Genomic DNA, 24,243 nt, shown 5'->3' with positions numbered 1-24,243 from the left:
TTTCCGTCAGTTCCGTTTATCCGCTCTGTTTTGTCCTCCCGCTCATGCGCTCGCTTGCATGGGCTGATAAGGCTCAGCGGCCCGAGGGTGCTTACCCGCGAGGTATTCCGCCAGGGCGGCCTGTTGATCTTCATTGAGGAACAGACCCATTTTGGTACGGCGCCACAGGATATCGTCAGCGTTCATCGCAAACTCATACTCTAGCAGATAGTCCACCTCTTTTTGGAAAAAGCCTTCCCCGAACTTTTGACCCATATCCGCTTCCGATTGCGCGTCTTTCAGGAACAATTCGCAGCGACTGCCGTAAGTTGTGGCGAAGCGTTTTGCGGTGCGGGCGGTCAGGAACGGATAGCGATTCTGCAGCCCCTGGCTGTAATTAACCACAGTGCCGGGTAAGTCGCCGCCAGGCAGTACGCTGTCTGCAGTCCAGGGCGCGCCCATTTGTGGGTAAAACGGCTTGAGAGTTCTCAGCGCTGATTCCGCCAGTTTTCGATACGTGGTCAGCTTACCGCCGAAAATGGAGAGCAGCGGCAGTTCGCCTTCGGTTTCCAGCTCGACGGTGTAATCGCGAGTGATCGCCTGGGCGGAATCGGACTCATCGTCGCACAGGGGACGTACGCCCGCATAGGTCCACACGACGTCGGCCGGGGAAATTTGTTTCTTGAAGTGAGCATTCACTACATCGCAAAGGTAATCTATTTCTTCGTTTGAAATGGCGACAGTTTCCGGCGCGTCTTTGTGCTCCACATCTGTGGTGCCGACAATGGAAAACTCATCCAGATAAGGAATCACGAACACGATGCGCCCGTCTTCGTTCTGCAGAATGTAGGCTTCATCTTCATCGTGCAGCTTTGGAACCACCATATGGCTGCCTTTGATCAGGCGAATGCCGCGTGGACTGCTGCGATGCATTTCTTTGGTCAGCAGTGTCTTAACCCAGGGGCCGGCGGCGTTGACCAGCCCTTTGGCTTTCATGGTGTGTTCTTCGCCAGTGACTTCGTTGCGCAATTGAACATGCCACAAGCCTTTTTCCTGGGATACGCCCACACACTTGGTCTGCACGAAAACATCTCCGCCCAGTGAACGGAATTGCATCGCGTTCAGCACCACCAGACGCGCGTCGTCCACCCAGCAGTCGGAGTATTCGAAGCCTTTGGTGATTTCCTGCTTCAAGGCGGCGCCGGGTTGATTAAAACGAATGAATTTACTGCCTGGAAGGATGTCGCGTTTGCCTAACATGTCATACAGAAAAAGTCCGACCCGGATCATCCAGGCGGGACGCAGATGAGGGCGATGAGGAAGACGGAAACGCATGGGCTTCACGATATGGGGGGCCTTGCGATAAACCGTTTCGCGCTCGTTCAGCGCTTCTTTCACCAATCTGAATTCATAATGCTCGAGATAACGCAGGCCGCCGTGAATCAATTTACTGCTGGCGGAAGAGGTGGCCCATGCGAGATCGCGCATTTCCACTAAGGCGGTTTGCAATCCGCGGCCCTGGGCGTCTACGGCGACGCCGACGCCATTGATGCCTCCGCCGATCACGAGAAGATCGTAAATTTTCTCATTCATTATTCGGAACCTTTCCATGCGGTTAAAAATTGACTAAAGTTTAAACGAAAGAAAAAAGAAAATAAAAGGAAAATTTACGAATTATTTTGTGACGGTTTCTAAATATTTTCTACTTTTTAGAGCGCCGCTATGAAGTGAAATGAAAATAAATTATTAAATTCAGCAAGTTAGCGGTGGCCTGAAAAACAGACTACGAATTGCTTCGAGGAAGAAAAAACAAAACGTCAGGTCGATAGTCGGAAGTAGATTAATTGCCCTGTAGCGGCGGAATAGACGCGATGAGGAGAGAAAAGAAAAAAAACGAAGATGGGTCTGTGAGAGGTAAAAGCAGTGACGGCGAGCGGGCGTTCCCTGGCCCGTTCCCAGAATAAGCTGCTGCTTAGGGCGTACAGATATGCAGGCGCACGTCGTGGTTCTTCATCATGGTTTCTATTTCTTCACTGGGACGTTGATCGGTGAAGAACATGTTGGCCTGGGTGATGCTGCCAAGGCGCACCATGGCTCTGCGACCGAACTTGGAATGGTCCGCCGCCAGAAACACATGACGGCTTTGTTGAATGATCGCCTGGGCGACGCGAACTTCGCGGTAGTCGTAATCCAGCAATGCGCCGTCTTCGTCAATGGCGCTGATGCCGATAATGCCGAAGTCCAGACGAAACTGTTGTACGAAGTCCATGGTGGCTTCGCCCACAATGCCGCCGTCCCGCGCGCGAACCTCGCCGGAAGTGACGATCACGCGAAAGTCTTCTTTTTGACTCATCATACTGGCGACATGCAGATTGTTGGTCACTACCTGCAAGCCCTTGTGGTTCATCAGGGCTCTGGCGATGGTTTCGGTGGTGGTGCCGATATTGATGAACATGCTGCTGTGATCAGGCACATGCAGCGCAATTTCACGGGCGATGGCTTCCTTTTCTTCCAGATTGCGGATTTGGCGGTCCTGATAGGACAGGTTTTCCGTGGACGTGATGGAGGTGGCGCCGCCGTGAAAGCGTTGGATCAGGTTGTAATCCGCCAGCAGGTTGAGGTCCCGTCGCAGCGTTTGTGGCGTGACGTCGAAGGCCTCCACCAGTTCGTCTATGGTGGCGACGCCGTTCTTTTCGATGAGCTTGAGAATCGCGGTTTGCCGCGCATTTAAAGGCTTGTCAGCGGACATGTTCGTTTTATTTTCGTGCGCAAATGATAAAACGAAATGTTAGTAGAAAATTACCCAAGGTGAAACCAGTAATAATACGTCCCTCGAAAGGGCGGGATTTCCTATCCGGACAAGAGGTTAAGGACAAATCTCGCCTGCGCGTTGGCTTGGGCGCGAATGGCGATCTGGGCTTGCGTGAGTATTTTTTGCGTCGCCAGATTGGCGCTTTCCGCAGCGATATCCGTATCGGCGATGCGGCTGCGCGCTTCTGTGGCGTTAAGGCGTGCGGTTTCCAGTTCGCGTATGCCGGCTTCGAAACGGTTGGACAAAGCGCCGAATTGCGCTGCTCGATCGACGGTCGCCTGTAGACTGTCGTCAATGACGGATACTGCGCTGATTGCGCCCTGCTGGCTGGAAATATCCAGGCTGTCCAAACCGAAGTCGCTCAACTCCTGCACCAGATTACGGCCTTCCAGAACGATCTGTTCCCCGCCCTCAGCGCCAGCCTGAAAGCGGTGTTCTTCACTCGAATCGAACAGATTGACGCCGTTAAAGCTGGACTGCTTCATCAATTGTCGGGTGCTTTCCAGAATTTGCGCGGCTTCCCGTTGCAAGGCGGCGCGGTCGCTGTCGTTGTAAATCCCGTTGCTGGCTTGAAGGGCGAGTTGGCGGATGCGCTGCAGATTTTCGGTAACCTGGCCTAATGAACCTTGAGCTGTCTGGGAGAGGGAAATGCCGTCGCCAGCGTTGCGAATAGCGGTGGAGAAGCCGTTGATGCGACTGCTGATGCGGGTGGCGATAGACAGACCGGCGGGGTCGTCCGCCGCGCTGTTAATACGCGAACCGGAACTGATGCGGGCGAAGCTCCGCTGAATTTGCGCATCGTTCGGCGAAGGGAGCGCCGGACCATTAATAGTGACCGCCATGAAGTACCCCTATAATCCATAGCCTCAGGCCATTTTAGATCAATAAATGATCATGTGCGATACTCTTATATCACCAGAAGCGCCGTCTCCATCCGCGCGCAGCTTTCTTTTCCGTTTCCGGGCGTCATCGCTTAGACTCTGTGTTTTAACGTTTTACTGAAGAGAAATAACCATGCGTATATGGGTAGACGCCGATGCATGCCCGAACGTCATCAAAGAGATCCTGTTCCGGGCGGCGGAAAGGGTGAAAACGCCCTTGATTCTGGTGGCTAATCAGCCTCTTAAGACGCCGCCGTCGCAATATATCCGCAGTTTGCAGGTAGCGCCGGGATTTGACGTGGCGGATAACCATATTGTGCAGAATGTTGAACCCGGCGAGTTGGTGATCACAGCCGATATTCCCCTGGCGGCGGAGGTTATAGACAAAGGCGCCCATGCGTTGAATCCCAGGGGCGAGTTTTACAGCAAGGAAAATATTCGTCAGCGTCTGATGATGCGCGACTTCATGGAAACCATGCGCAGCAGCGGCGAACACACTGGCGGTCCCGCAGCGTTCAACCACGGCGACCGCATGGAGTTCGCCAATCAACTGGATCGCTTTCTGGCGAAAACGAGCAAATCCTGAGATAGCGCCGGGTTACGCCATCGCTGGAATGGCGCCCGCCGCTTCGCATAATTCCGCCATACGCTCAGCGGCAGCCTCTCCCCCGAGTTCGCCTTGCCACTCGATGTAACGGGAACAGACCGCCGCTACTTCTACCCGTCCTCTCAGTTGACGCAAATCCTCAGCGCTACGCACACCAAAGCCAACTGCGAGAGGCAGAGTGGTATAGCCTCTGAGTCGCGCAATATATTCATCGAACTCAGCGTCCCAGCGGGTTTGGGAGCCGGTGACGCCGGTGCGGGCAACCACGTAGAGCATGCCCCGCGCGGCGTTGCTAATGCGTTGCAGACGTTCCGGGGGGGTAACGGGCGTCACCATCATGATTGGCGCTAGCCCAAGCTTATCCAGCAGGGGTAAATGCGGCTCCAGCGCTTCCACAGGCAGGTCCGGTATGATCAGCCCTTTCACGCCAGCTTCGGCCGCATCGGTGAATAAGCGATCAAGACCGTAACGGTAGAGAGGGTTGAGGTAGCTCATTAACAGAAAGCTCACCTGTGGGTGACGTCGTGACACTTGCGCCGCTAACGCCAGCGCCTGTTTAACGCCGCCTCCATTCTTGAGGGCGACATGGCAGGCGTGAGCCAGTGTCGGGCCGTCCGCCACCGGGTCGCTGAACGGAATTTGCAGTTCGATCATTTTCACCCCGGCGACGACCAATGCATCAATCGCCGGCAGGTTGGCCTCAAGAGAGGGGTAGCCCACCACCGCGTGGGACATCACTAACAGCTCTTCTGGTTTTCTTTCAGGCAACATCGGTGGCGCTCTCCCCTTGAGTTGTTTGCGTTGTGAAGTCAGGCTGACGCGCCAACTCGCGTTGCAGGAAGGCGGACCAATCTGGATGAGGGAAGGCGCGGGCCACGTTGAAAATGTCCTTGTCGCCGCGTCCGCTCAGGTTTATCACCATATGCTGCTGCGGGGACATTTGCGCTGCGCGGCGGAACCCGCCCGCCAGTGCGTGGGAGGATTCCAGCGCCGGGATGATGCCCTCATATCGCAATAACGTTTCAAACGCCGCCAATGCTTCCTCGTCGGTTGCGGAATCTGGCGTTAATCGCCCGCGTTGGGTGAGGTCGGCCAGGATTGGCGATACGCCGACGTAATCCAGTCCCGCCGCCACGCTGTGCGTGTGTCCAAGCTGTCCGTCGGCGTCCTGTAAAAACAGCGTTTTGAAGCCTTGGGCGATGCCGTCTTCGCCGGTTCCTTCTTGCAGGCGAATAGAGTGCTGACCCTCCTCGCGACTGCGTCCGCCGGCTTCCACGCCTACCAATTCGACATCGTGCCGCTCAATAAAGGGCGCGAATGCGCCCAGGGCGTTGCTGCCGCCGCCGACACAGGCCACGACGCTGTCCGGATTACGACCGATTTGAGACAGCGCCTGTTGCTGTAACTCCTTGCCGATAATGCTCTGGAAATAAGCTACCAGCTCCGGGAAAGGCGCAGGTCCGCAGGCGGTGCCGAGCACGTAGTGGGTGTCTTCAAAACTGGCGGCCCAATCGCGCAACGCCTCGTCCATGGCTTCTTTCAAAGTGCGTGCGCCGGTGGCGACGGGAATGACTTCCGCGCCCAGGCGGCGCATCCAGAACACATTGCCGTACTGACGCTCAATGTCGTCCTCGCCCATGTAAATACGACACTCAAGGCCCAAACGGGCAGCCATGATCGCAGTGGCGAGTCCATGCTGTCCGGCGCCGGTTTCGGCGATCACTCTGCGTTTGCCCATGCGGCGCACCAGCAAACCTTGTCCCAGTACGTTATTCACTTTGTGGGCGCCGGAGTGGTTGAGGTCTTCCCGTTTCAACCAGATCTGCGCGCCGCCAATTTCCCGGGACAGACGCTCGCAGGGTGTGAGAGGAGTGGGTCTGCCGCTGAATTGCTGCGCCAGGGTCTGATATTCTCGCCAGAAGTCAGGATCGTCGCGCAAACTGAAAAATAGGCGTTCCAGCTCTATTAGAGCTGGCGTCAGTATTTCCGGGGCGTAACGGCCGCCAAAGCTGCCGAACATACCGTTGTTGCTGCGGATCATGGCGATTTTCTCCTGTATTATTCGAGCCCATGAGGCATAATGAGAGCAGTTCAATTTAAACTAAACTGTTTAGTTAAAATAAAGCGAAATTCTGAGCATGGCAAGAGCATCGAAGCGAGATTTTATTATTGAGACGGCGACAGGGATTTTTCTGGAGCAGGGCTTCAAGGGGACATCGATTGATATGGTGGTCAATGCCTGCAAAGTATCGAAGCCGACGGTATACAACCATTTTCCCGACAAATCCCAGCTAATTGACGCCGTTATCGACGCTTGGCTCGTTGCGCAACGCCCGATCATGCCGGAATGCAATGATGAGGCGGCCCTGTGGCGGGAGTTAAAGCGAGAGTGGTGGCGTGGCGAGAGTGTCGCTATGTATCGTTTGATTATCGGTGAGGGCTGGCGTTTTGAGACGACCGCGCAGCGGTTCTGGCAAGAATATGATGCTAAATGGCGAGAAATTGTAGATAAATACGGGAAAAATCATCAGTTATCTGCAGATGACATTGCTTTGTTACAGGCCAGAGTCAGCCATGAGCTGTGGACAAGACTCAGTCACGGAGGAGAAGGCTCATGAAAATACTGCTGACTGGCGCAGGCGGGTTTATCGCCAGCGTCGTTCTGGAGAAGCTGTTGGAACAGGGCTGTCAGGTGGTGGCGGTGGCGAGACGGCGAGCGAATATCCCCGTCTCAGATTCCGTCACCTTCATTCAGGCGGATCTGCAACACCTCACCCGCATGGAAGATTGGTCCCCTATGCTGCGCGGCGTCGATGCTGTGATTAATTGCGCCGGCATTTTGCGGGAGTCGCGTAAAGGCGACTTTGATCTGGTGCATTTTCAGGCGCCGAAAGCATTGGTGGAAGCCTGCCTGCAGAACGGCGTTGAGCGTTTTGTGCAGATTTCGGCGTTGGGGACGGAGCAGGACGGCGGTTTTATCACGTCCAAACACAAGTTTGACGATTACCTCATGCGGGCACTGCCCACCGCAGTGGTGCTGCGTCCTTCGGTAGTGTTGTCAGAAAGAGGCTCTTATGGCGGCACTTCTTTGCTACGGGCCCTGGCGGCTTTGCCTTACCTGCTGTTCATCCCCGGTTCCGGCGATCAGAAGATCCAACCGATTCTGCTGGAGGATTTGGCGAGCGTCGTAGCGCAAGCAGCCACGCGGACGGATGATGCGCAAAGCTTGGCGCGCTCCAGTGGCGTGGCTTATACCGTGGGGCCGGAAGTCATCACATTGCGGGAATATCTCACGCTGATGCGGCGATGGTTGAAGTTTCCCGCTGCGAAACTGGTTGCTGTTCCCATATCGTTAATCGGCCTGGTGGCCTGGATAGGGCAGCGGCTGGGAGCGGGCCCTCTTAATGATACGGTATGGGGCATGCTGAAGCGGGGAAGCTATGCTGAGCCGGGCGCTTATGAGCAGGCTTGTGAGAAATTTGACTATGCGCCGCGCTCAGTGAAGGGGTATTTACAAACTTCCGCCAGCTTTGTACAAGACCGCTGGCACGCCCGACTTTACCTGTTGCGCGAGCCCGTCTGGCTCACGCTGGTTGTAGTGTGGCTGTTGTCTGGCGTCGCCGGATTCGCTGCGCGACCTGAGGCGTTCGAGCCTGTTCTGAAGGCGATAAGTCTGCCTGAGACTCTTTGGCGGCCCATGGTGTGGTTCACCAGCATACTGGATATCGTTCTCGGAGCGCTCTTGTTGAGTCGCCGCCATATGGCGCTGGTTGGACAATGGATGCTCCTGTGCGTGTTGGGATATACGCTGACTTTAGGTGCGTTGGCGCCGGCGTTGTGGCTGGAGCCTTTGGGCGGACTGCTGAAGAACCTGCCATTGCTGTGTTTGTTGGGCCTGTTTCTGGTTGTGGAAAAGCTGCGTTAAGAGAGGCGTTGTCGTATGGAGTGGTATCCCCTGGTCAAACTGATTCACATCCTTTCCTCCACCTTGCTGTTTGGTACGGGACTGGGAACGGCGTTTTACATGTGGCGGGCGGATTGTAGCGGTGATGTGCGGGTTATCGCCGTAGTGGCTCGCAACGTGGTGCTGGCGGACTGGCTGTTCACCACCCCGGCGGTGATTATCCAGCCGCTGACTGGCTTCCTGATGCTGCATTGGCTCAACATTCCCTACAGCACGCCCTGGATATGGATGAGCCTGGCGTTGTTCATCCTGGTGGGACTGTGCTGGCTGCCAGTGGTCTGGCTGCAGATACAGGTGGCCCGTGGGGCGGAAACGGCGCTACGGGAAGGAACAGGCTTCAATTACCCCCATCGCGCCTACATGCGGATCTGGTATGCGCTGGGCTGGCCGGCGTTTTTCGCCGTTATTGGAATTTTCTATCTGATGGTGACCAAACAAGGCTGGTGACAAGGCGTTTGCGGGTTGGGACGTAATAAGAAAGGCGCTATTGCGGCCATCCGCCTGGGTAAATAATACGGAGCGCCTAAACATCGGTCTGATCTTTGCTAAGCTTTTGAAAAGAGTGGAATTATCGTTTTACCCCGTTACAATTGCGATGAGGCTGGGGACATCTTCCAATAGTTGAGGATGGCGTGAAGGAACGGTTCCAGCAGTCAGCTTCTTGTTAATAGTGAGGCGCATGGATGCGCCTGCGCGGCGCTTAGCCGCGGGAGACAGGACCTGACATGTGCAGGTCCTGTCGTTGCAGACAAATAGAAGGAGGCTATTTGTCTGCCTGGTTAATGAAACATGATGTCGGTCAGATGGGGACGCGAACGGCGACGGCCCGGAGACCGGGGAGAAAGGAAATCTCTCCTTGTGGGATGCGTGCGCATTATTGTGATCGCCCACTGAGCAGTGACGAATGAGTTGTTAACGCAGTAATGGATGCGACGACCCGGTCCAGGTTAGATGTTCGCAGTCTGCGGTTTACGTTCCCTTTGCAGGCGGTTGGATAACTCCGGCGCGCCTTACCGATGATGTCACATCACAACAAGAAGGGAATGATTTATGAACATGGATCAGGAGAAGCCAGGCGCTTGTCTGGCTTTGAGGAAAGTCGTCAGCGTTTTTTTTATCACCGCCATGATATCCGCACCGGCGTTCGCCGCAGACCTAGTCTGTTCCTATGGCGATGGCCAGACTTTTCTCAAATGGAATGAAATTAACGACCCCACTGTACGCTACCAGATATATCGGGGAACGCAGCCTTTTCAGGTGAATGAGGCTTCACAGACCGTATTGGTGGGTGATGCGGAGCTGCTCGGCGACGCTGAATTCGGCTCTGGGCTGAATAAACGAAGATCGGGACGGCCGTTTCTGACGCCGTTCTTTCCGATGACCAAAGGCGAAGGTCTGTATGCGCATACCATCAGGCAGTATACCGCCACTGCCTATTACGCCGTGTTCCCCAACCGGGGCGGTCAGCGACTTGAATCCGTAGAGGAGGTCGCTTTCGGCTGCGAGGTCAGCAATGAAAGAGTCGCGAAAACCGTCCCTTTTCTGCAGGAGAATGCAGGCGGCGTGCACTATTTCACTCATTGGGGCGCGCATTATGACACCGCCGTGCAGAAAGCCTTCTCCAACACGCCCAGTTATCCGTTCACTTTTGGCATAGAGGGCGATCTCAGCAAGCCAGACCAACCCTTGTTTGTCGGCTTTCATCCACGACGCGCAGACCCGGCCAAGACGCCTGAGTTTGAGGTGAAACCCGGCGCTTTCGACAACCCCGCCGAAGACGAGATCGTTTACTACCCGGAAAACTTCAACACCAATCTGCTCGACGCCTGCGGCGGAGACGCAACCCAACCTTCCTGTGAAAGAGGGCCGGTGGAGTTTGTGAATGACTTCTGGTATGGCTATCCGGATCGTCTGGGCATTCGTAATTGCAGCGCCAAAGAGCTGCCCCGTAATAGCAACGGACAAGTGATTATCCGCGATTACAGCCGACAACGGGTGCTGCATATCATCAGCTGGTTGAAGGGACGGCTGATCAAGGAGGGTGAGGAGTTGAAACCGGTCATTGATCCCAATCGGGTATATGCCGGGGGCTATTCCATGGGCGGCATCGGCGCACTATTCACTGCGGTGGCGTCGCCGGAAATCTTCGCGGCGGTTATGGCCAGCGCGCCTAAATTCAACTTCGCCGCGTCTTATAGCGAACAGAGCGATCAATGGGATATAGGCGAAACTGAGCGCTGCTACGGAGATCATTTATGGGGCGATATACCGTCCAGTACGGTGTTTGTAGACACAGAAGGCGTATGGATCTATGACCGCCTGAACCTGAGTTACCTGGTGGATCACGCCCGGGCTGACTTACCGATTATGTATGTCATCAACGGTAAGAACGACAATGTCGTCAGCTGGGATGAAAAACCGGAGTTCTACCACACCATGGAAGCCAATAAGCAGTTGGGTTATTTCTTTTGGGACCAGCGCGTTAAGGGCGGTAAAGCCCATACGCCAGTGGGCGGCGAGTGGGACCCCATGATCGATTTCTCCACGATTTACGCTTACCGCAAAAATCAAAGTTATCCGGTGTTCACCAATGTACAAGGCGCGGATGATCCCGGCGCCGGCTCGCCAATGGACGGCGATGCAGTGGGTGTCCTCAACGGCTATCTGACATGGGACATGCATACGGTTATCGACACGCCAGTGCGTTTTCGCATGACGCTAAAGCTGCGTAGTCTGCGTAAGTGCGTACGCTTCAACCCGGAAAGGGAGTGCCTGCAGATGGGCAGAGCCCATGCGTCCTCAGATGTTGTGACGGCGGATGTCAGCTTGCGTGGTCTACAGAGTTTCGTCGTGGAGCCGAAAGGCGTTTATCTATATAAAGCGACCAACCCGGAAAACCCCTCCGAGATCTACCAGAGCGGGCTGGCGAAAGCCGACCCTAACGGCCTGATCACAATCGAAGGGCTGCAGGTCAGAGACGCCGGCGTTACCCTGCTCCTTGGTAAGGCGGAAGACGGCATGAACCATTAGACTCTTTTTTTTGTTTTGACGCCGCCGCATTCTGGCGGCGTTAACCCGCCTGTTCTTCATCTCCGGTTGCGCAGAGTCTGAGTACTTTGTAAGGTCGGCGCTTTAATCTTCTTATCGCGGACTGACTTATCGCCAGTGCGACGATCGAAATAGAGCTGGGACAGACTTGTGAAAAAGAAACGTGCGCTGCTTATTTTACTGGGAATAATCATCGTATGGACGGTGGCGCCGGAGTCTCCGACCATACCGGTGCAGGGAGCGACCAGCAAAGACTGGAACGCCAATACATTTTGGTATGAACCCTGGGGGAAGTCCGGGGTGCACAAAGGAATAGATATCTTCGCTGATGCGGGAACGCCGGTTGTGTCTCCTACTTATGGCGTCGTGGTGTTTCGCGGCGAGCTCGGTTTGGGCGGAAAAGTGGTGGCGGTGCTGGGGCCAAAGTGGCGCATACATTACTTCGCGCATCTTAAGGATCATTCGGTATATCCAGGCTATCTGGTGCGAACGGGAACGCCGCTAGGAACCGTGGGAGACACTGGCAACGCCAAAGGCAAGCCGCCTCATTTGCATTACTCAGCCGTGACATTGCTGCCTTACCCATGGCGGGCGGATGACGCTACGCAAGGCTGGAAGAAAATGTTCTTTCTCGATCCCAACGAAGTATTGGGCGTGAAGTGAGGCTGTCGAGCCCGAAAGAAATAAAGCGCCTGGGAGGCAGGCGCTTTGAGGGGATTACATTACCCAGTTCAACTGTACGGAGTACAGATTGGCGTCGCCTTCGGAGGAGCCGTTGAATCTACCCAAAGTAGACTCTTCAGACAGGTAAACCTTGTCGCCGTTCAAATGGGTATAACCTGCATCGACACTGATGTTGGCGTTAACTTTATAGGTGGCGCCAATGCTGTACCACATACGGTCCGCGTCAGGGATGCTCAGGCTGCGGTTTTCTTCCGCAACAGGCGTTTCGTCCAGCGCCAGACCTGCTCTCAAAGTCAGGTTATCGTCGACATTATAGGTTGCGCCAATCGCGTAACGGATGGAATCGTCCCAGTTTTCCTCTTTCAGCACCTGATCAAGACCGCTGTTCAGTTTAACTTCCAGATTGTCGAAGTTTTCCCAGCCCATGTAAGTGACGCTGGCGTGTACGGCAAGCTGATCGTTTATACGTTGGAACAGAGACAGCTCGGTAATGTCCGGCAGATCTACCGTTAATGAACCGCTGTCGTTAAATGCGGCCACGGTGTCCGACTTGATATCGCCTTCCAGCTTAATGGATAGCTTGGAGCGGTAGGACAGGCCCAAGCGGGTGTCCTGGCTTAGGTTCCAAAGTACGCCTGCATTCCAGCCCCAGGTATCGCCGTCGCCGGAAAGATCGACATTCTTGGCTCTGGCCAGAGGGCCAGTGCCATCAGGCATTGTGGATAAAAGCTCTGCTTCCGCCTTTACATAGTTGATACCAAAGCCCACGCTGAACTGGTCGCTTAACTTATAAGCGATGCTGGGATTGATATTGACGGTTGTAATGCTGGTTTTGTTGGCGATGTCGCTTGCGCCGTAGTCATTGCCGTAGTCAGTTTCCAGACCAAAGTTGGAAAATGCGCCAATGCCGACGGTTACCTGATCATTTAAGGGGTGTACATAATAAACAGCGGGAACCAGCGCGCTTGGGGCGGCGCTGTCTTTACCCGCATCCAGATTGGGCAAAGGACCTATGTTGCGAGTGCCGTCAACCTCGACGTTAGGGTCTATAAAACTCAATGCGCCGCTGAACGTGCTTTTATCGATCAGCGACATCGCAGCCGGGTTGGCCGCCAGCACGCTGGCGTCATCGGCGATTGCGGCTTCGCCGGCGTAGGCCCGGCCCATTCCTGACGCGCTGTGCTCCACAAGTTGGAAACCTGCCGCCAGGGCGGAATTACTCAGCGCCAGCGCTGCGCCAGTCACTAGAGATCTTACTACTTTATCTTGAAAGTGCTTCATCAATTTCCACGCTTTTTTTAGATTTTTTACGGTGTCGTGTAACGGGCTAAATACCCGTCTCTTGAAAAGAGAGGATACAGGGTAGGCGTGAGGCCCGCTTCCGCCAATTGGCGTAAATTACTGTGATTGTTCGATTTTTAGGCGCCCTGCCTGAGAGGGCGCGTGGTTGCTGGATTTCGCTAAAACATTAATTTTGTTAATTTTTATTAACTACGCCTTTTGAACTACCAAAAACGTGATGTTTAGGGGGCGGAGGCGTTCATCACTCCACAAACTTGCGTGTGGTGAAAGCAGGAGAAAGCGAGGAATTCAGTGAGGAGATGGGGGAGAGGGCGGCGCTTTCGCGCCGCCTGAAAGGACTTACTGAGACGTCCACTCCAGAGTGACGCCACTGAAAGCGCTATAGCCGCGCAGGCTCATAAACCACTCGCCGGCTGAAGGGTTAGGAATGACGCAGGACTCGTTGTTGCCGTCTTTATAAGGACGACACTGGAACCGGCTGCCGCTGGGCTGTCTGCCCTGACGCACGTACAGGTCTGCGTCGCCGCTGCCGCCGGAAATCTTAACGGTCAGTGTGGATACGCCTTCTGGAATAACGTCGCTGAAATGCAGCCACTCGCCAGAACCGCCGCTCAGACCGCTTTCAACGCCGTTGCCTTCGCTGCCGTCGCCGTTGTCACCGCCATCATCGCCGCCGCTGTAAGAACCGGTCAGGCTCAGGCCGCTGTAAGCGCTGTAACCCTGCAGCATGACGTAGTACTTGCCAGGCTTCACGGGAAGGTCCGCGCAGGACTCGGTGTTGCCGTTTTTATAGGGGCGGCAGTCATAGCTGGAAGAAGTCGGCTTCTCGCCCGCCTTCACGTACAGGTCGGCGTCGCCGGAGCCGCCTGCAATCTTGAAGGAAAGGCCGCTGGCGCCAGCGGGAACATCCAGCACATAGTATTTCGAGCTGCCGGCGGCCCCGCTCAGATCGGTCAGGGCTTTGCCGTTGCTCAGGCTGGTGGCGTCGCCGTTGTCGCCGCCATCATCCCCGCCGTCGTCTCCACCATCATCTCCGCCGGTATGGGAATTGATCCAGCTGGTGAAGCTGGGCACCGCTGTATAGACGCCGTACTTGTTAGGCCGCGCGCAGCCGTCGCCCCAGCTCACCACGCCCAATTGACGGAACTCCCCCGCCTGGTTGATGAACAATGGGCCGCCGGAGTCGCCCTGACATGAATCTTTACCGCCCTGCTTGAGGCCGGCGCAGACGTTATGGTTGTGGATGTTGCTGCTGCCGTAAGCGCTGCGGCATTCATCCAGAGACACGACTGGCACGTCTACTTTTTGCAGCGCGTTGGGAGAGTTGCCGCCTTCGGACGTATCCCCCCAGCCGATGACTGTGGTCGTGAGGCCGTCATAGATATCGTTAGATCCGCCCAGAGTGATGCGGGTGTATTTTTCGTCGATTTTCTGAGCGACTTTCAACAACGCAATATCGTTTTGCATGGTGTTGGAGTTGTAGCCCGGGTGGTTGATGACTTCCGTCACCTGAATGACCTGGGCGTCGCTCATATCGTTTTGACGATGTAGACCTACAACCGCCTTGAAGCTGCTGGCGGAGCGTCCGGAAGTACAGTGCGCGGCGGTGAGCACATAATAGTCGCTGACCACGGAAGCGCCGCACCACTGGCCACCGTTGTACTGCAGGTACACCATGAACGGGAATTCGCCTTCAGACGCTTCTTCTCCGCCCACGATTTTCGCAGTGATGCTGCGGTAGGTATCAATATTGTCGGGACCGTTGGCGTAGACATTGGCGGCGGTGAACGTCAGTCCGGTCATCATCCCTATAAGCAGGGGTTTTTTGCACAGTTTCATTGTTGGTTCCATTGCATGAGATTGTTTTATTAGAGAGAGCTTTTTCTTAGTTGTACCGATTGCTCCCCGTCGGCTGTGCACCAAGGCGAGAGGGGACTGCGCTCCCGCGACTCCTTTATATTTATTGGTGTTCAGATTATAAACCATACATCCACCTCCGAATGCCTTCAATTCGGTCGAATGTCTTAGGAACAGGGGCCTACGTATGGGGTTGTCCGGCCTTACCGGCAAACCAATATAGCGGTGAAGCTGAGATTATGTATCACCTGTACAGCCTAGGCGCTGTCGGCTCAGGTCTCACAGTTTTGTTGTGAGGAGCGAAAACACACCCGCAGCTTGCCGCGACGGACTTCCACGTTCTTCACCAGACTGCGCGCCAGACGATGGCGCAGGCTGTCCATGCGGAACTGGAAAACAGGGGCGCCGGCGACATAACGGGATAGCGCAATACGCACGGCGGCGCGCGCCGGTTTGAGATAGCGGCTGGGGATGGGATGTAATTGCAAGTCAGTGATTTGCGGGTCGAAGAGATAGAATGCGCCGTCCTGCTGTGAGTAGGAGAGAACGCCCTCCATCTCAACGACGCCGGTGGAGATAAAGCCGCCGGGAAGCTGCAATTCCACCCTTGCTCCGACCGCGATGCGGTTGCGGGCGTCGTCCAGGCGCACCCAGGGATCATGCAAACGTACGCCCAACAGGTACCTTTTGGTTTCAATGGGGAAATGCGCGGAGAGATAGCGCTGCAGGTCGAGTTCGGTCAGGGCCAGCCTGTAAGCCAGCGCCCTGACGATGCTGCGACTGATTTTGTAAGTCCACGCAAGCCTTAAGTTTTGCATACCGCTCTTTATTGTGTTGTTTTATGCGTCCTGTTCAATTCCTGGCGGAGACGTTTGATCATGGTAACCACTAATGAGTCTGAACTGATAATAAGAACTTTCCAGCGGCAAGATGAAGATCAGGTCGTCGTTTTATGGGAAAAATGCGGCTTGGTGCGTCCCTGGAACGACCCGCGCAAAGACATTCACCGTAAACTTGAGGTCGGCGTCGATTTGTTTCTAGTGGGAGAGTGGCGCGGACATCCGGCGGCGACTGTGATGGGAGGTTATGAGGGACATCGCGGCTGGGTGAACTATCTGGCGGTGGACCCTCAATATCAGGGATCGGGCTGGGGGCGCGCATTAATGGACGAGCTGCAGAGGCGTCTGCTGGCGTTGGGGTGCCCGAAAATAAACTTACAGATCCGTAAGGATAATCTGGCCGCCATCGGGTTTTATACTGCCCTGGGCTATTTGGAGGATCAGTCCCTCAGCATGGGCAAGCGCTTGATCCCGGACTGATTCATCTCCCTGCGGATGACGCGGATATACGCTATTGCCCCTCGCGTCGGCATATTGCAGGATGGACGACAAAGAACTCTGGAAATAATCCACATGAAAAAACTGTTTTTACCGATTTTGGTTTTGATGTCTCTGTTGAGCGGTTGTGCGGCGCTGTCGCCTTTCAGCATTAGCGAGGCCACCCTGGAGAGTTACATGCAGGAGCAGGTGAGTCGCTATGACCGCCTGCAACTGGAGTCCGGGTCGCCATTGTCATTGGCGCTGGATAAAGTGGATGTCACCCTGGGGCCGGAAGGTCGTGATGTTGCAGTGTTGGAGCTGAACGGAAAAGTCGCGGTCAACGCGCTGATGGCGAAACTGCCGGTTGGCGTTTTCCTGAAAGTAGAGGGCGCGCCCTATTACAACAGCCAGGAAAAAGCCGTGTATATCCGCCGTTTGCGCCTGTTGGACAGCCGTATCGACTCCCCTTACTTCAACGGCGATTTCAAGCCCGTGACGGACAACGCCATGCGCTTCCTGGCGCAGATGCTGGAAACCATGCCAGTGTACCGCCTGGATGACGCCAATCTGGCGGGACAGTTCATGTCTCTGACCAATATGGATCTCAAAGTAGCGCCGGGTAAACTGGTGTTCGTGCCTTCCGACAAATAATTTCCCTCGGACTGGCCGCTTATGGCGGTCAGTCCATGATGACTTCTTCCCCTTCCGCCGCTACATCATCCCATTGATGTAAATGACACACCTGCGGACAACAGCTTGGCAGGTATTTAAGCCACTCGGCGATAGTGAAAAACTTGATCTTTTCCCTGAGCCATAATACCCCGGGATCGCGGTCGTGGCGGGCGTGCCAGATCATGGACACCGGCGTTGGACGTATTTCCAGAGGCGGTTTGGTGACGTGCAGTGAACCGCATTTGGCGCCTTTGGCGATCACCATGTTGGGAACGATGGAAATCAGGTCGCTACCTTCCAGCAACGCCGGCACGGAAGCGAAATGATTCACCGTCATCGCCACACGACGACTCAACCCTTGCTGGCTGAGCGTAATATCAACGAAGCCGGTGGCTTCTCCAGTAAGGGACACCAACAAATGGTCCGCCTTTAGATATTTCTCCAGCGTCAGCGGTTCCGCGGCCAATGGATGGTCTTTCCGCATGGCGCAAACATAATCGCTTTCGAACAGAAAGTCGTTGCGGAACGAGGTGCGGAACTCCTGCATCACTCCCACGATAAGGTCCACTTCACCGTTGGTCAGGATGCTTTCCGAGTTATTGCCATTGGCGGGCACGGCATGCAGATCGATGTTAGGCGCTTCCGTCTCCACCATTCTGCGCATGGGCAGCCAGATCAGGTCCGTCGTGATATCGCTCATGCCCACGCGGAAGCGTCTGCGGGTGGTCGATGGGTCGAAGTCTTGCGGGTTGACTGCGTCCTTCAGTTGAATCAATGGGCCGCTCACCTGGTGCCATAGACTGAGCGCGTGGGTGGTGGGCTGGATGCCGCGCCCGTTTTTTACGAACAAGGGGTCGTTCCAGACCTGGCGCATGCGCGCCACTGCATTGGAGACCGCGGGCTGGGTCATGGAAAGCCGCTCCGCCGCGCCGCTAATGGAGCTCTCGGTCATGATGGCGTCGAAAATAACGAGCAAATTCAAATCTATGTTACGCATATCGAGCCTTCATATAAAAATTAATGATGTATCGAATATCAAATATAAATTAGACGATATCAATGATTGCGAACAGAATGCAAGTATCGCAAAAAACCTGAGGCGCTAACGGAGCTACTGACAGCAGGTTGTCAGTAGAGGCCGGTTATTGTGCGCCTGTCAGTCAAAGGAGCTTGTCATGAAATTTTCCAGATCTCTCATTCTATACGGAGCGGCAGTGTCGACGGCAGTCCTGTTAAGCGCCTGCCAACCCGCTGAACCTCCGCAACAGCAAGGCCACGCCATGGCGCCGCCAATGGTGGACGTCGCGACTGTGCTAAGCGAGCCCGTTACGGAATGGGATGAATTCACCGGTCGCCTGGAGGCGCCGCAAACTGTCGAGTTACGCCCGCGCGTATCCGGTTACATCGATCAAGTGACCTTCGAAGAAGGCGCTCGTGTAAACAAAGGCGATCTGCTGTTTGAAATCGATCCTCGTTCTTTTCAGGCGGAAGTGAATCGCTTGAACGCGGATCTGACCAGCGCTGAGGCGCGTTTAGATCTTGCTGAGCGCGATATGAAGCGGGCGCAAAGCCTGAAAAAGCAGAACGCCATTTCGGTGGAACAGGTAGACAGCCGTGAGAGCCAACTGAGTCAGGCTCGCGCCCAGGTGCAGTCCACTCGGGCGGCGCTTGAGTCGGCCAAGCTGAACCTGAGCTTCACCAAAGTAACGGCGCCCATTTCCGGTCGCGTCTCCCGCGCTGTTATCACTGAAGGCAACTATGTGCAGGCCGGTCAGAGTCTGCTCACCACGCTGGTGTCCACGGACAAGGTCTACGCCTATTTCGACGCCGACGAGCGCACCTATCTGAAATACCGTGATCAGGTAGCCCGGGGTGACCGTCCCAGCGCCCGCGACGGGGATAATCCTGCGCTGATGAGTCTGGCGGACGAGCAGGACTATTCTCATACCGGCTACATCGACTTCCTGGATAACCGGGTGAATCCGGAAACCGGCACCATTCGCGGTCGGGCGGTGTTTGACAACCAGAGCGACGAGTTCACCCCCGGCCTGTTCGCCCGCGTCAGAATTATCGCCAGCGGCCGCCATGAAGGCATCTTGATCAACGACCGCGCCATCAATACGGATCTGAGCAACAAGTTCGTGCTGGTGCTCGGCGAAGATAACAAGGTGACCTACCGCCCGGTAGAGCTGGGTCCGAAAGTGGATGGCCTGCGTCTGATTCGCAAGGGGCTGCAGTCCGGCGAGAAAATCGTGGTGAATGGTCTGCAACGGGTGCGTCCCGGCTCTGAAGTGACGCCGCAGGAAACCGCCATGGCGGAGCCAGCTGCGCTGGAGCGTTTCTACGCGCAACAACGGATCGTGGAACAGTATTTGACGGAGCAGGCCCGTCTGGAGGCGGCGCAAGCGGCTGCACCAGCCAAGGTTTCTCCCAACGCCGCACTGGAACAGCCTCGCGGCTAAAGGTAAGCAGTTATGAATCTGTCGCAATATTTCATTCATCGGCCGATATTGGCCGGCGTGCTGTCGATAATGATATTTATCGCCGGCGCATTGGCGGTGTTCGAGCTGCCTATTACGGAATACCCCGAAGTGGTTCCGCCCACGGTGGTGGTGAACGCCACCTATCCCGGCGCCAACCCCAAGGTTATCGCTGAAACTGTCGCCTCGCCGTTGGAGCAAGAGATCAACGGCGTGGAGAACATGCTGTATATGTCTTCCCAGGCTTCTTCCGACGGCCGCATGGCGTTGACGGTGACCTTCGCCCTGGGAACGGATCTCGACGAAGCTCAGGTGGACGTGCAGAACCGCGTCAGCCGCGCTTTGCCGCGCCTGCCCAATGAAGTGCAGCGATTAGGCGTTACGACGGAGAAATCCTCGCCGGACCTGACCATGGTTGTGCACATGGTGTCGCCGGATAACCGTTACGACACCCTTTACCTGGCGAACTACGCCACCTTGAACGTGAAAGACGCGCTGTCGCGTATTGAAGGCGTTGGCGCCGTGCGTGTGTTCGGCGCCGGGGATTACTCTCTGCGCATCTGGCTGGACCCGGAAAAAGTGGCTGCGTTGAATCTGACCACCAGCGACGTGCTGCATGCCATCCGTGAACAGAACCGCGCGGTGGCGGCGGGTACCCTGGCGGCGCCGCCGTCTCCCAGCGCCAGCGACTTTCAGTTGCTGATCAACGTGAAAGGCCGTCTGGAATCCACGGAAGAGTTTGAAAACATTATTGTGCGCGTCGGTCCGAATGGGGAAATGACCCGCCTGAAAGACGTCGGTCGCGTGGAACTGGGCTCCAGCACTTATGCTTTGCGCTCTTTGTTGAATAACAAGCCTGCGGCGGCGTTGCCGATCTTCCAGCGTCCCGGCTCCAACGCCATTGAAATTTCCGACAACGTGCGCGCCACTATGGCGGAATTGAAGAAGACGTTCCCGGAAGGCGTGGACTACTCCATCGTTTATGACCCTACGGTTTTCGTAAAAGGCTCCATCAAAGCGGTAGTGCAAACTCTGCTGGAAGCCATTCTGCTGGTCGTCATCGTTGTGGTGTTGTTCCTGCAGACCTGGCGCGCCTCAATTATCCCATTGGTGGCGGTGCCGGTCTCCCTGGTGGGTACCTTCGCGGTGATGTATCTGTTCGGTTTCTCGCTGAACGCGTTGTCGCTGTTTGGACTGGTGTTGGCTATCGGCATCGTGGTTGACGACGCCATCGTGGTGGTGGAAAACGTCGAGCGTAATATCGAGTTGGGTATGACGCCGGTGGAAGCCACCAAGCAGGCCATGAAAGAAGTGACCGGTCCGATTATCGCGACCTCTCTGGTGCTGAGTGCGGTATTTATTCCGACTGCGTTTATTTCTGGTCTGACCGGCCAGTTTTATAAACAGTTTGCGTTGACCATTGCGATCTCCACGATCATTTCGACGATCAACTCACTGACCCTGAGTCCGGCTCTGTCCGCTGTGCTGTTGAAACCGCATAGCGCCAAGAAAGATCTGTTGAGCCGCATTATCGACGGCCTGTTCGGTCGCTGGTTGTTCGCGCCTTTCAACAAGTTCTTTGCGAAGGCATCCAATGCCTATACCTGGGGCGTGAAACGCATCATTCGCGGCGGTCTGGTGATTCTGGTGGTGTACGGCGGCCTGATCGGCCTGACCTATCATCAGTTCCAGGCCACCCCGGTGGGCTTCGTGCCGCAGCAGGACAAGCAGTATCTGGTGTCCTTCGCGCAGTTGCCGGACGCGGCCTCGCTGGATCGTACGGAAGACGTGATCCGGGAAATGTCCGCCATCGCGCTGAAGCATCCCGGCGTGGAATCCGCTGTAGCCTTCCCTGGTTTGTCCGTGAACGGCTTTGTGAACGCCCCTAACAGCGGCATCGTGTTCGTGACCCTGAAGCCTTTTGAGGAACGTAAAGATCCCTCTCTGTCCGCTGGCGCTATCGCAGGACAGTTGAATGGCGAGTACAGCGCTATCAAGGAAGCCTTTGTGGCGATTTTCCCGCCGCCGCCTGTCATGGGGCTGGGCACCATCGGCGGTTTCCGTCTGCAGGTCGAAGATCGCGCCAGCATGGGCTACAACGAGCTGTATGCGCAAACCCAGAACATCGTGCAGAAAGCCTGGGCGACTCCTGGTCTGACCGGTTTGTTCAGCAGCTTCCAGGTCAACGTGCCGCAGATCGACGTGGACGTGGACCGGGAGAAGGCGAAGTCTCACAACGTGTCTCTGAACGACGTATTTGAAACCATGCAGGTCTACATGGGCTCGCTGTATGTGAACGACTACAACCAATTTGGCCGAACCTATCAGGTGAACGTGCAGGCGGAGGACGATTTTCGTCAGGAGGCGGACCAGATCAGCCGTCTGAAAGTGCGCAACGGCCAGGGCGACATGATTCCGATTGGCTCCTTCGTGAACGTGACCCATACGGCGGGACCGGACCGGGTCATGCACTATAACGGTTACCCCACTGCGGAAATAAACGGCGCGCCGGCTCCAGGCTACAGCTCCGGTCAGGCGCAGGCGGCGATCGAGAAGTTGCTCAACGACGAACTGCCCAACGGCATGACCTTCGAGTGGACCGAGCTGACTTATCAGCAGATTCTGGCGGGCAACACAGCGGTATTCGTCTTCCCGCTGGTTGTTCTGCTGGTCTTCCTGGTGCTGGCGGCGCAGTACGAAAGCTGGTCGTTGCCATTGGCGATCATTCTGATCGTGCCGATGACGTTGTTGTCGGCCATGACCGGAGTGATTCTGTCCGGCGGCGACAACAATATCTTTACCCAGATTGGTCTCATCGTACTGGTGGGACTGGCGACCAAAAACGCGATTCTGATTGTGGAGTTCGCCAAGGAGCGTCAGGACGCGGGCCTGAGTCTGATGGATGCGATCCTGGAAGCCTGCCGCCTGCGTTTGCGTCCGATTCTGATGACGTCTCTGGCGTTCATCATGGGCGTCGCCCCATTGGTGTACTCCAGCGGCGCCGGCGCGGAGATGCGTCACGCCATGGGCGTTGCGGTGTTCTCCGGCATGATCGGAGTGACGATATTCGGACTGTTGCTGACGCCGTTGTTCTATCACCTGATTCGTCGCTGGGTGAAAAAGCGCGATCCGCAGGACGAGGCGCAAGGGGAGGCGGCTCATGCGTAAGACGAAGTTTTTCCTGGTCTCCTCGTTGACCCTTGCTATGGCGGGATGCATGACAGTGGGGCCTGATTATCAGGCTCCGGAAGCACCTGCGGCGCAGCTGCAGACGTTTAATCAACAGCAGTTCGACTTCCAGCGAATGGAGGAAAACTGGTGGGGGCAGTTCAACGATCCCCGTATTGAGAAACTGGTGGATCTCGCCCTTGCCGACAATCACGACATCGCCAAGGCGCGGGCCAATGTGAAGGCGGCCTACGCTGCGTTTGACGACAGTCGCGACGACCGCTTTCCGAAAGGCGGCGTGGGGGCCGAGTACAGCGCCTCGCGCGCCAAGTCGGCGCCGACTTTCTCTGACGCCGCCAAGGTGGAGCAGTATTCCGCCGGAGGCAACCTGAGCTGGAACCTGGACTTCTTCGGTCGCGTGACGCGGCTGATCGAAGCCGCCGAAGCGGAAGCGTTGTCCAGCGACGCGGCGTTACGCAATGTACAGGTGGAGATCATTGCCGAAGTCGTGCGCGTCTATGCGGATTTGCGCGGCGCCCAGGCGCAGGTTCAGGTGGCGCAGCGCAACCTGGAGAATCTGAAATCCGTCGTGGATCTGACGGAAGCGAAGTATAAGTCTGGCGTCGGCGCTGAGCTGGATGTGGTGCGCAGTAAGGCGCAGTATGCCGGAGCGCAGGCCACGCTGGCCCCGTTGCAGGCGCGCATCGCCCGCGATGAATATCGGCTGGCTGTGCTGACCGGCGCCGAGCCGGGCAAGCTGGCGGTGGATCTGAGCTATCAGCCTATCCCGCAGGTGGCGACGACGCTTGCGATTGGCGACCCCGCTGCGTTATTGCGTCGTCGTCCCGACGTGCGCGTCGCGGAGCGTCGTCTGGCGTCGGCAAGCGCCAGGATTGGCGTGGCTACGGCGGATTTGTTTCCCAAAGTTGAAATGACGGGTTTCCTGGGCTTTATTTCCGGCTCCGGCAGTGAGCTGCTGAAGTCTTCTTCCGGCGCCTGGTCTGTGGCCCCCACCCTCAACTGGGCGGTGTTCGACTGGGCGTCTTTGAAGGCGCGGGTGCGTGTTGCGGAAGCGCACAACGAGGCGGCTCTGGAAGATTATCAACAGACCGTCTTGCGGGCGTTAGAAGACGCACAGCTCAGTTTTGTTAACTATCACCAGAGTCAGCTGCGGTATCTGCATTTGCAGGCGCAAGTGGAAAGCAGCGCCCGCGCCCAGGAAATCGCGCAGGCGCAGTATAAGGAAGGCTTCATCGATCTGCTGGTGTTGCTGGATACAGAGCGCACCCGTCTGGCGGCGGAAGACGCCGCCATGCAGGCGGAGACGGATATCATGAAAGGCGTTGTGGAAATATACCGCTCACTGGGCGGCGGCTGGGAAGCGTCGGCGGGCAACGTCGCCGCAACCGGGCCGGAGGCGTTCACACGAGGCTAGCCCCCTGTTTTCTGCGGCCATCTGACGTCGTCGCG

20 protein-coding genes are annotated in these 24,243 nt (G+C 56.1%); 11 read left to right on the top strand and 9 right to left on the bottom strand.

The window, feature by feature from the left end:
* Nucleotides 1-42: 42 nt before the first annotated feature.
* From glpD to HCH_RS31410, 3 genes are all read right to left on the bottom strand, one after another.
* On the bottom strand, nt 43-1,572 hold the full coding sequence (gene glpD, locus HCH_RS31420) for a glycerol-3-phosphate dehydrogenase (RefSeq protein WP_011400629.1): 1,530 nt from the start codon (nt 1,570-1,572) through the stop codon (nt 43-45).
* Nucleotides 1,573-1,951: 379 nt separating this feature from the next.
* Complete coding sequence (locus tag HCH_RS31415) at nt 1,952-2,728, bottom strand: DeoR/GlpR family transcriptional regulator (RefSeq protein ID WP_011400628.1); 777 nt, start codon at nt 2,726-2,728, stop codon at nt 1,952-1,954.
* 101 nt (nt 2,729-2,829) lie between these two features.
* Entirely contained in the window at nt 2,830-3,633 is an 804-nt protein-coding gene (locus HCH_RS31410; protein ID WP_011400627.1) for a flagellin, read from the bottom strand.
* A gap of 172 nt (nt 3,634-3,805) precedes the next feature.
* Here HCH_RS31410 and HCH_RS31405 point away from each other — a divergent pair, with 172 nt between their 5' ends.
* Nucleotides 3,806-4,258 carry a YaiI/YqxD family protein gene (locus HCH_RS31405; protein WP_011400626.1) on the top strand — a complete coding sequence of 151 codons (453 nt, stop codon included), beginning with the start codon at nt 3,806-3,808 and terminating at the stop codon, nt 4,256-4,258.
* A gap of 12 nt (nt 4,259-4,270) precedes the next feature.
* Here HCH_RS31405 and trpA read toward each other — a convergent pair whose 3' ends face one another.
* Both trpA and trpB read right to left on the bottom strand, forming a co-directional pair.
* Nucleotides 4,271-5,050, bottom strand: coding sequence for a tryptophan synthase subunit alpha (trpA, locus tag HCH_RS31400; RefSeq protein ID WP_011400625.1), 780 nt, complete (start codon nt 5,048-5,050; stop codon nt 4,271-4,273).
* Nucleotides 5,040-6,320, bottom strand: coding sequence for a tryptophan synthase subunit beta (gene trpB / locus HCH_RS31395; protein ID WP_011400624.1), 1,281 nt, complete (start codon nt 6,318-6,320; stop codon nt 5,040-5,042). The genes trpA and trpB overlap by 11 nt, the downstream gene beginning before the upstream one ends.
* A gap of 97 nt (nt 6,321-6,417) precedes the next feature.
* On the opposite strand from trpB, the gene HCH_RS31390 reads away from it, so the two are divergent.
* The 5 genes from HCH_RS31390 (at nt 6,418) to HCH_RS31370 (ending at nt 11,954) form a co-directional block, all read left to right on the top strand.
* On the top strand, nt 6,418-6,897 hold the full coding sequence (locus HCH_RS31390; RefSeq protein WP_011400623.1) for a TetR/AcrR family transcriptional regulator: 480 nt from the start codon (nt 6,418-6,420) through the stop codon (nt 6,895-6,897).
* The gene (locus HCH_RS31385; protein ID WP_011400622.1) at nt 6,894-8,204 is read left to right on the top strand and encodes an NAD(P)H-binding protein; all 1,311 of its coding nucleotides are present in this window, start codon (nt 6,894-6,896) and stop codon (nt 8,202-8,204) included. Before HCH_RS31390 ends, HCH_RS31385 begins: the two co-directional genes overlap by 4 nt.
* A gap of 15 nt (nt 8,205-8,219) precedes the next feature.
* Nucleotides 8,220-8,690 (top strand): DUF2269 family protein, encoded by a 471-nt coding sequence (locus HCH_RS31380; protein WP_011400621.1) that lies wholly within the window; start codon nt 8,220-8,222, stop codon nt 8,688-8,690.
* Between the two features lie 603 nt (nt 8,691-9,293).
* Nucleotides 9,294-11,273 carry an alpha/beta hydrolase family protein gene (locus tag HCH_RS31375; RefSeq protein WP_011400619.1) on the top strand — a complete coding sequence of 660 codons (1,980 nt, stop codon included), beginning with the start codon at nt 9,294-9,296 and terminating at the stop codon, nt 11,271-11,273.
* Nucleotides 11,274-11,441: 168 nt separating this feature from the next.
* Entirely contained in the window at nt 11,442-11,954 is a 513-nt protein-coding gene (locus HCH_RS31370; RefSeq protein WP_011400618.1) for a M23 family metallopeptidase, read from the top strand.
* A gap of 54 nt (nt 11,955-12,008) precedes the next feature.
* On the opposite strand, the gene HCH_RS31365 is transcribed toward HCH_RS31370, so the two are convergent.
* From HCH_RS31365 to HCH_RS31355, 3 genes are all read right to left on the bottom strand, one after another.
* Complete coding sequence (locus HCH_RS31365) at nt 12,009-13,256, bottom strand: OmpP1/FadL family transporter (RefSeq protein ID WP_011400617.1); 1,248 nt, start codon at nt 13,254-13,256, stop codon at nt 12,009-12,011.
* Nucleotides 13,257-13,616: 360 nt separating this feature from the next.
* Complete coding sequence (locus HCH_RS35085; RefSeq protein ID WP_041599054.1) at nt 13,617-15,116, bottom strand: trypsin-like serine protease; 1,500 nt, start codon at nt 15,114-15,116, stop codon at nt 13,617-13,619.
* Between the two features lie 290 nt (nt 15,117-15,406).
* Complete coding sequence (locus tag HCH_RS31355) at nt 15,407-15,952, bottom strand: DUF1439 domain-containing protein (RefSeq protein ID WP_011400614.1); 546 nt, start codon at nt 15,950-15,952, stop codon at nt 15,407-15,409.
* Between the two features lie 60 nt (nt 15,953-16,012).
* On the opposite strand from HCH_RS31355, the gene HCH_RS31350 reads away from it, so the two are divergent.
* On the top strand, nt 16,013-16,453 hold the full coding sequence (locus HCH_RS31350) for a GNAT family acetyltransferase (protein WP_011400613.1): 441 nt from the start codon (nt 16,013-16,015) through the stop codon (nt 16,451-16,453).
* Between the two features lie 93 nt (nt 16,454-16,546).
* Nucleotides 16,547-17,104 (top strand): DUF1439 domain-containing protein, encoded by a 558-nt coding sequence (locus HCH_RS31345; RefSeq protein ID WP_041599053.1) that lies wholly within the window; start codon nt 16,547-16,549, stop codon nt 17,102-17,104.
* Between the two features lie 28 nt (nt 17,105-17,132).
* Here HCH_RS31345 and HCH_RS31340 read toward each other — a convergent pair whose 3' ends face one another.
* Complete coding sequence (locus HCH_RS31340; RefSeq protein WP_011400611.1) at nt 17,133-18,122, bottom strand: LysR family transcriptional regulator; 990 nt, start codon at nt 18,120-18,122, stop codon at nt 17,133-17,135.
* A gap of 178 nt (nt 18,123-18,300) precedes the next feature.
* On the opposite strand from HCH_RS31340, the gene HCH_RS31335 reads away from it, so the two are divergent.
* From HCH_RS31335 to HCH_RS31325, 3 genes are read left to right on the top strand one after another with little or no spacing between them, the layout of a single operon-like run.
* On the top strand, nt 18,301-19,587 hold the full coding sequence (locus tag HCH_RS31335) for an efflux RND transporter periplasmic adaptor subunit (protein ID WP_011400609.1): 1,287 nt from the start codon (nt 18,301-18,303) through the stop codon (nt 19,585-19,587).
* Nucleotides 19,588-19,599: 12 nt separating this feature from the next.
* On the top strand, nt 19,600-22,773 hold the full coding sequence (locus HCH_RS31330; RefSeq protein ID WP_011400608.1) for an efflux RND transporter permease subunit: 3,174 nt from the start codon (nt 19,600-19,602) through the stop codon (nt 22,771-22,773).
* Nucleotides 22,766-24,208, top strand: a complete 1,443-nt coding sequence (locus HCH_RS31325) for an efflux transporter outer membrane subunit (RefSeq protein WP_011400607.1) — start codon at nt 22,766-22,768, stop codon at nt 24,206-24,208. Before HCH_RS31330 ends, HCH_RS31325 begins: the two co-directional genes overlap by 8 nt.
* The last annotated feature ends 35 nt before the right edge of the window (nt 24,209-24,243 follow it).

It is taken from the genome of Hahella chejuensis KCTC 2396 (assembly GCF_000012985.1).
GTDB lineage: Bacteria > Pseudomonadota > Gammaproteobacteria > Pseudomonadales > Oleiphilaceae > Hahella > Hahella chejuensis.
The sequence above is the reverse complement of the archived record's forward strand: the minus strand, read 5'-3'. Positions and strand labels throughout refer to the sequence as shown.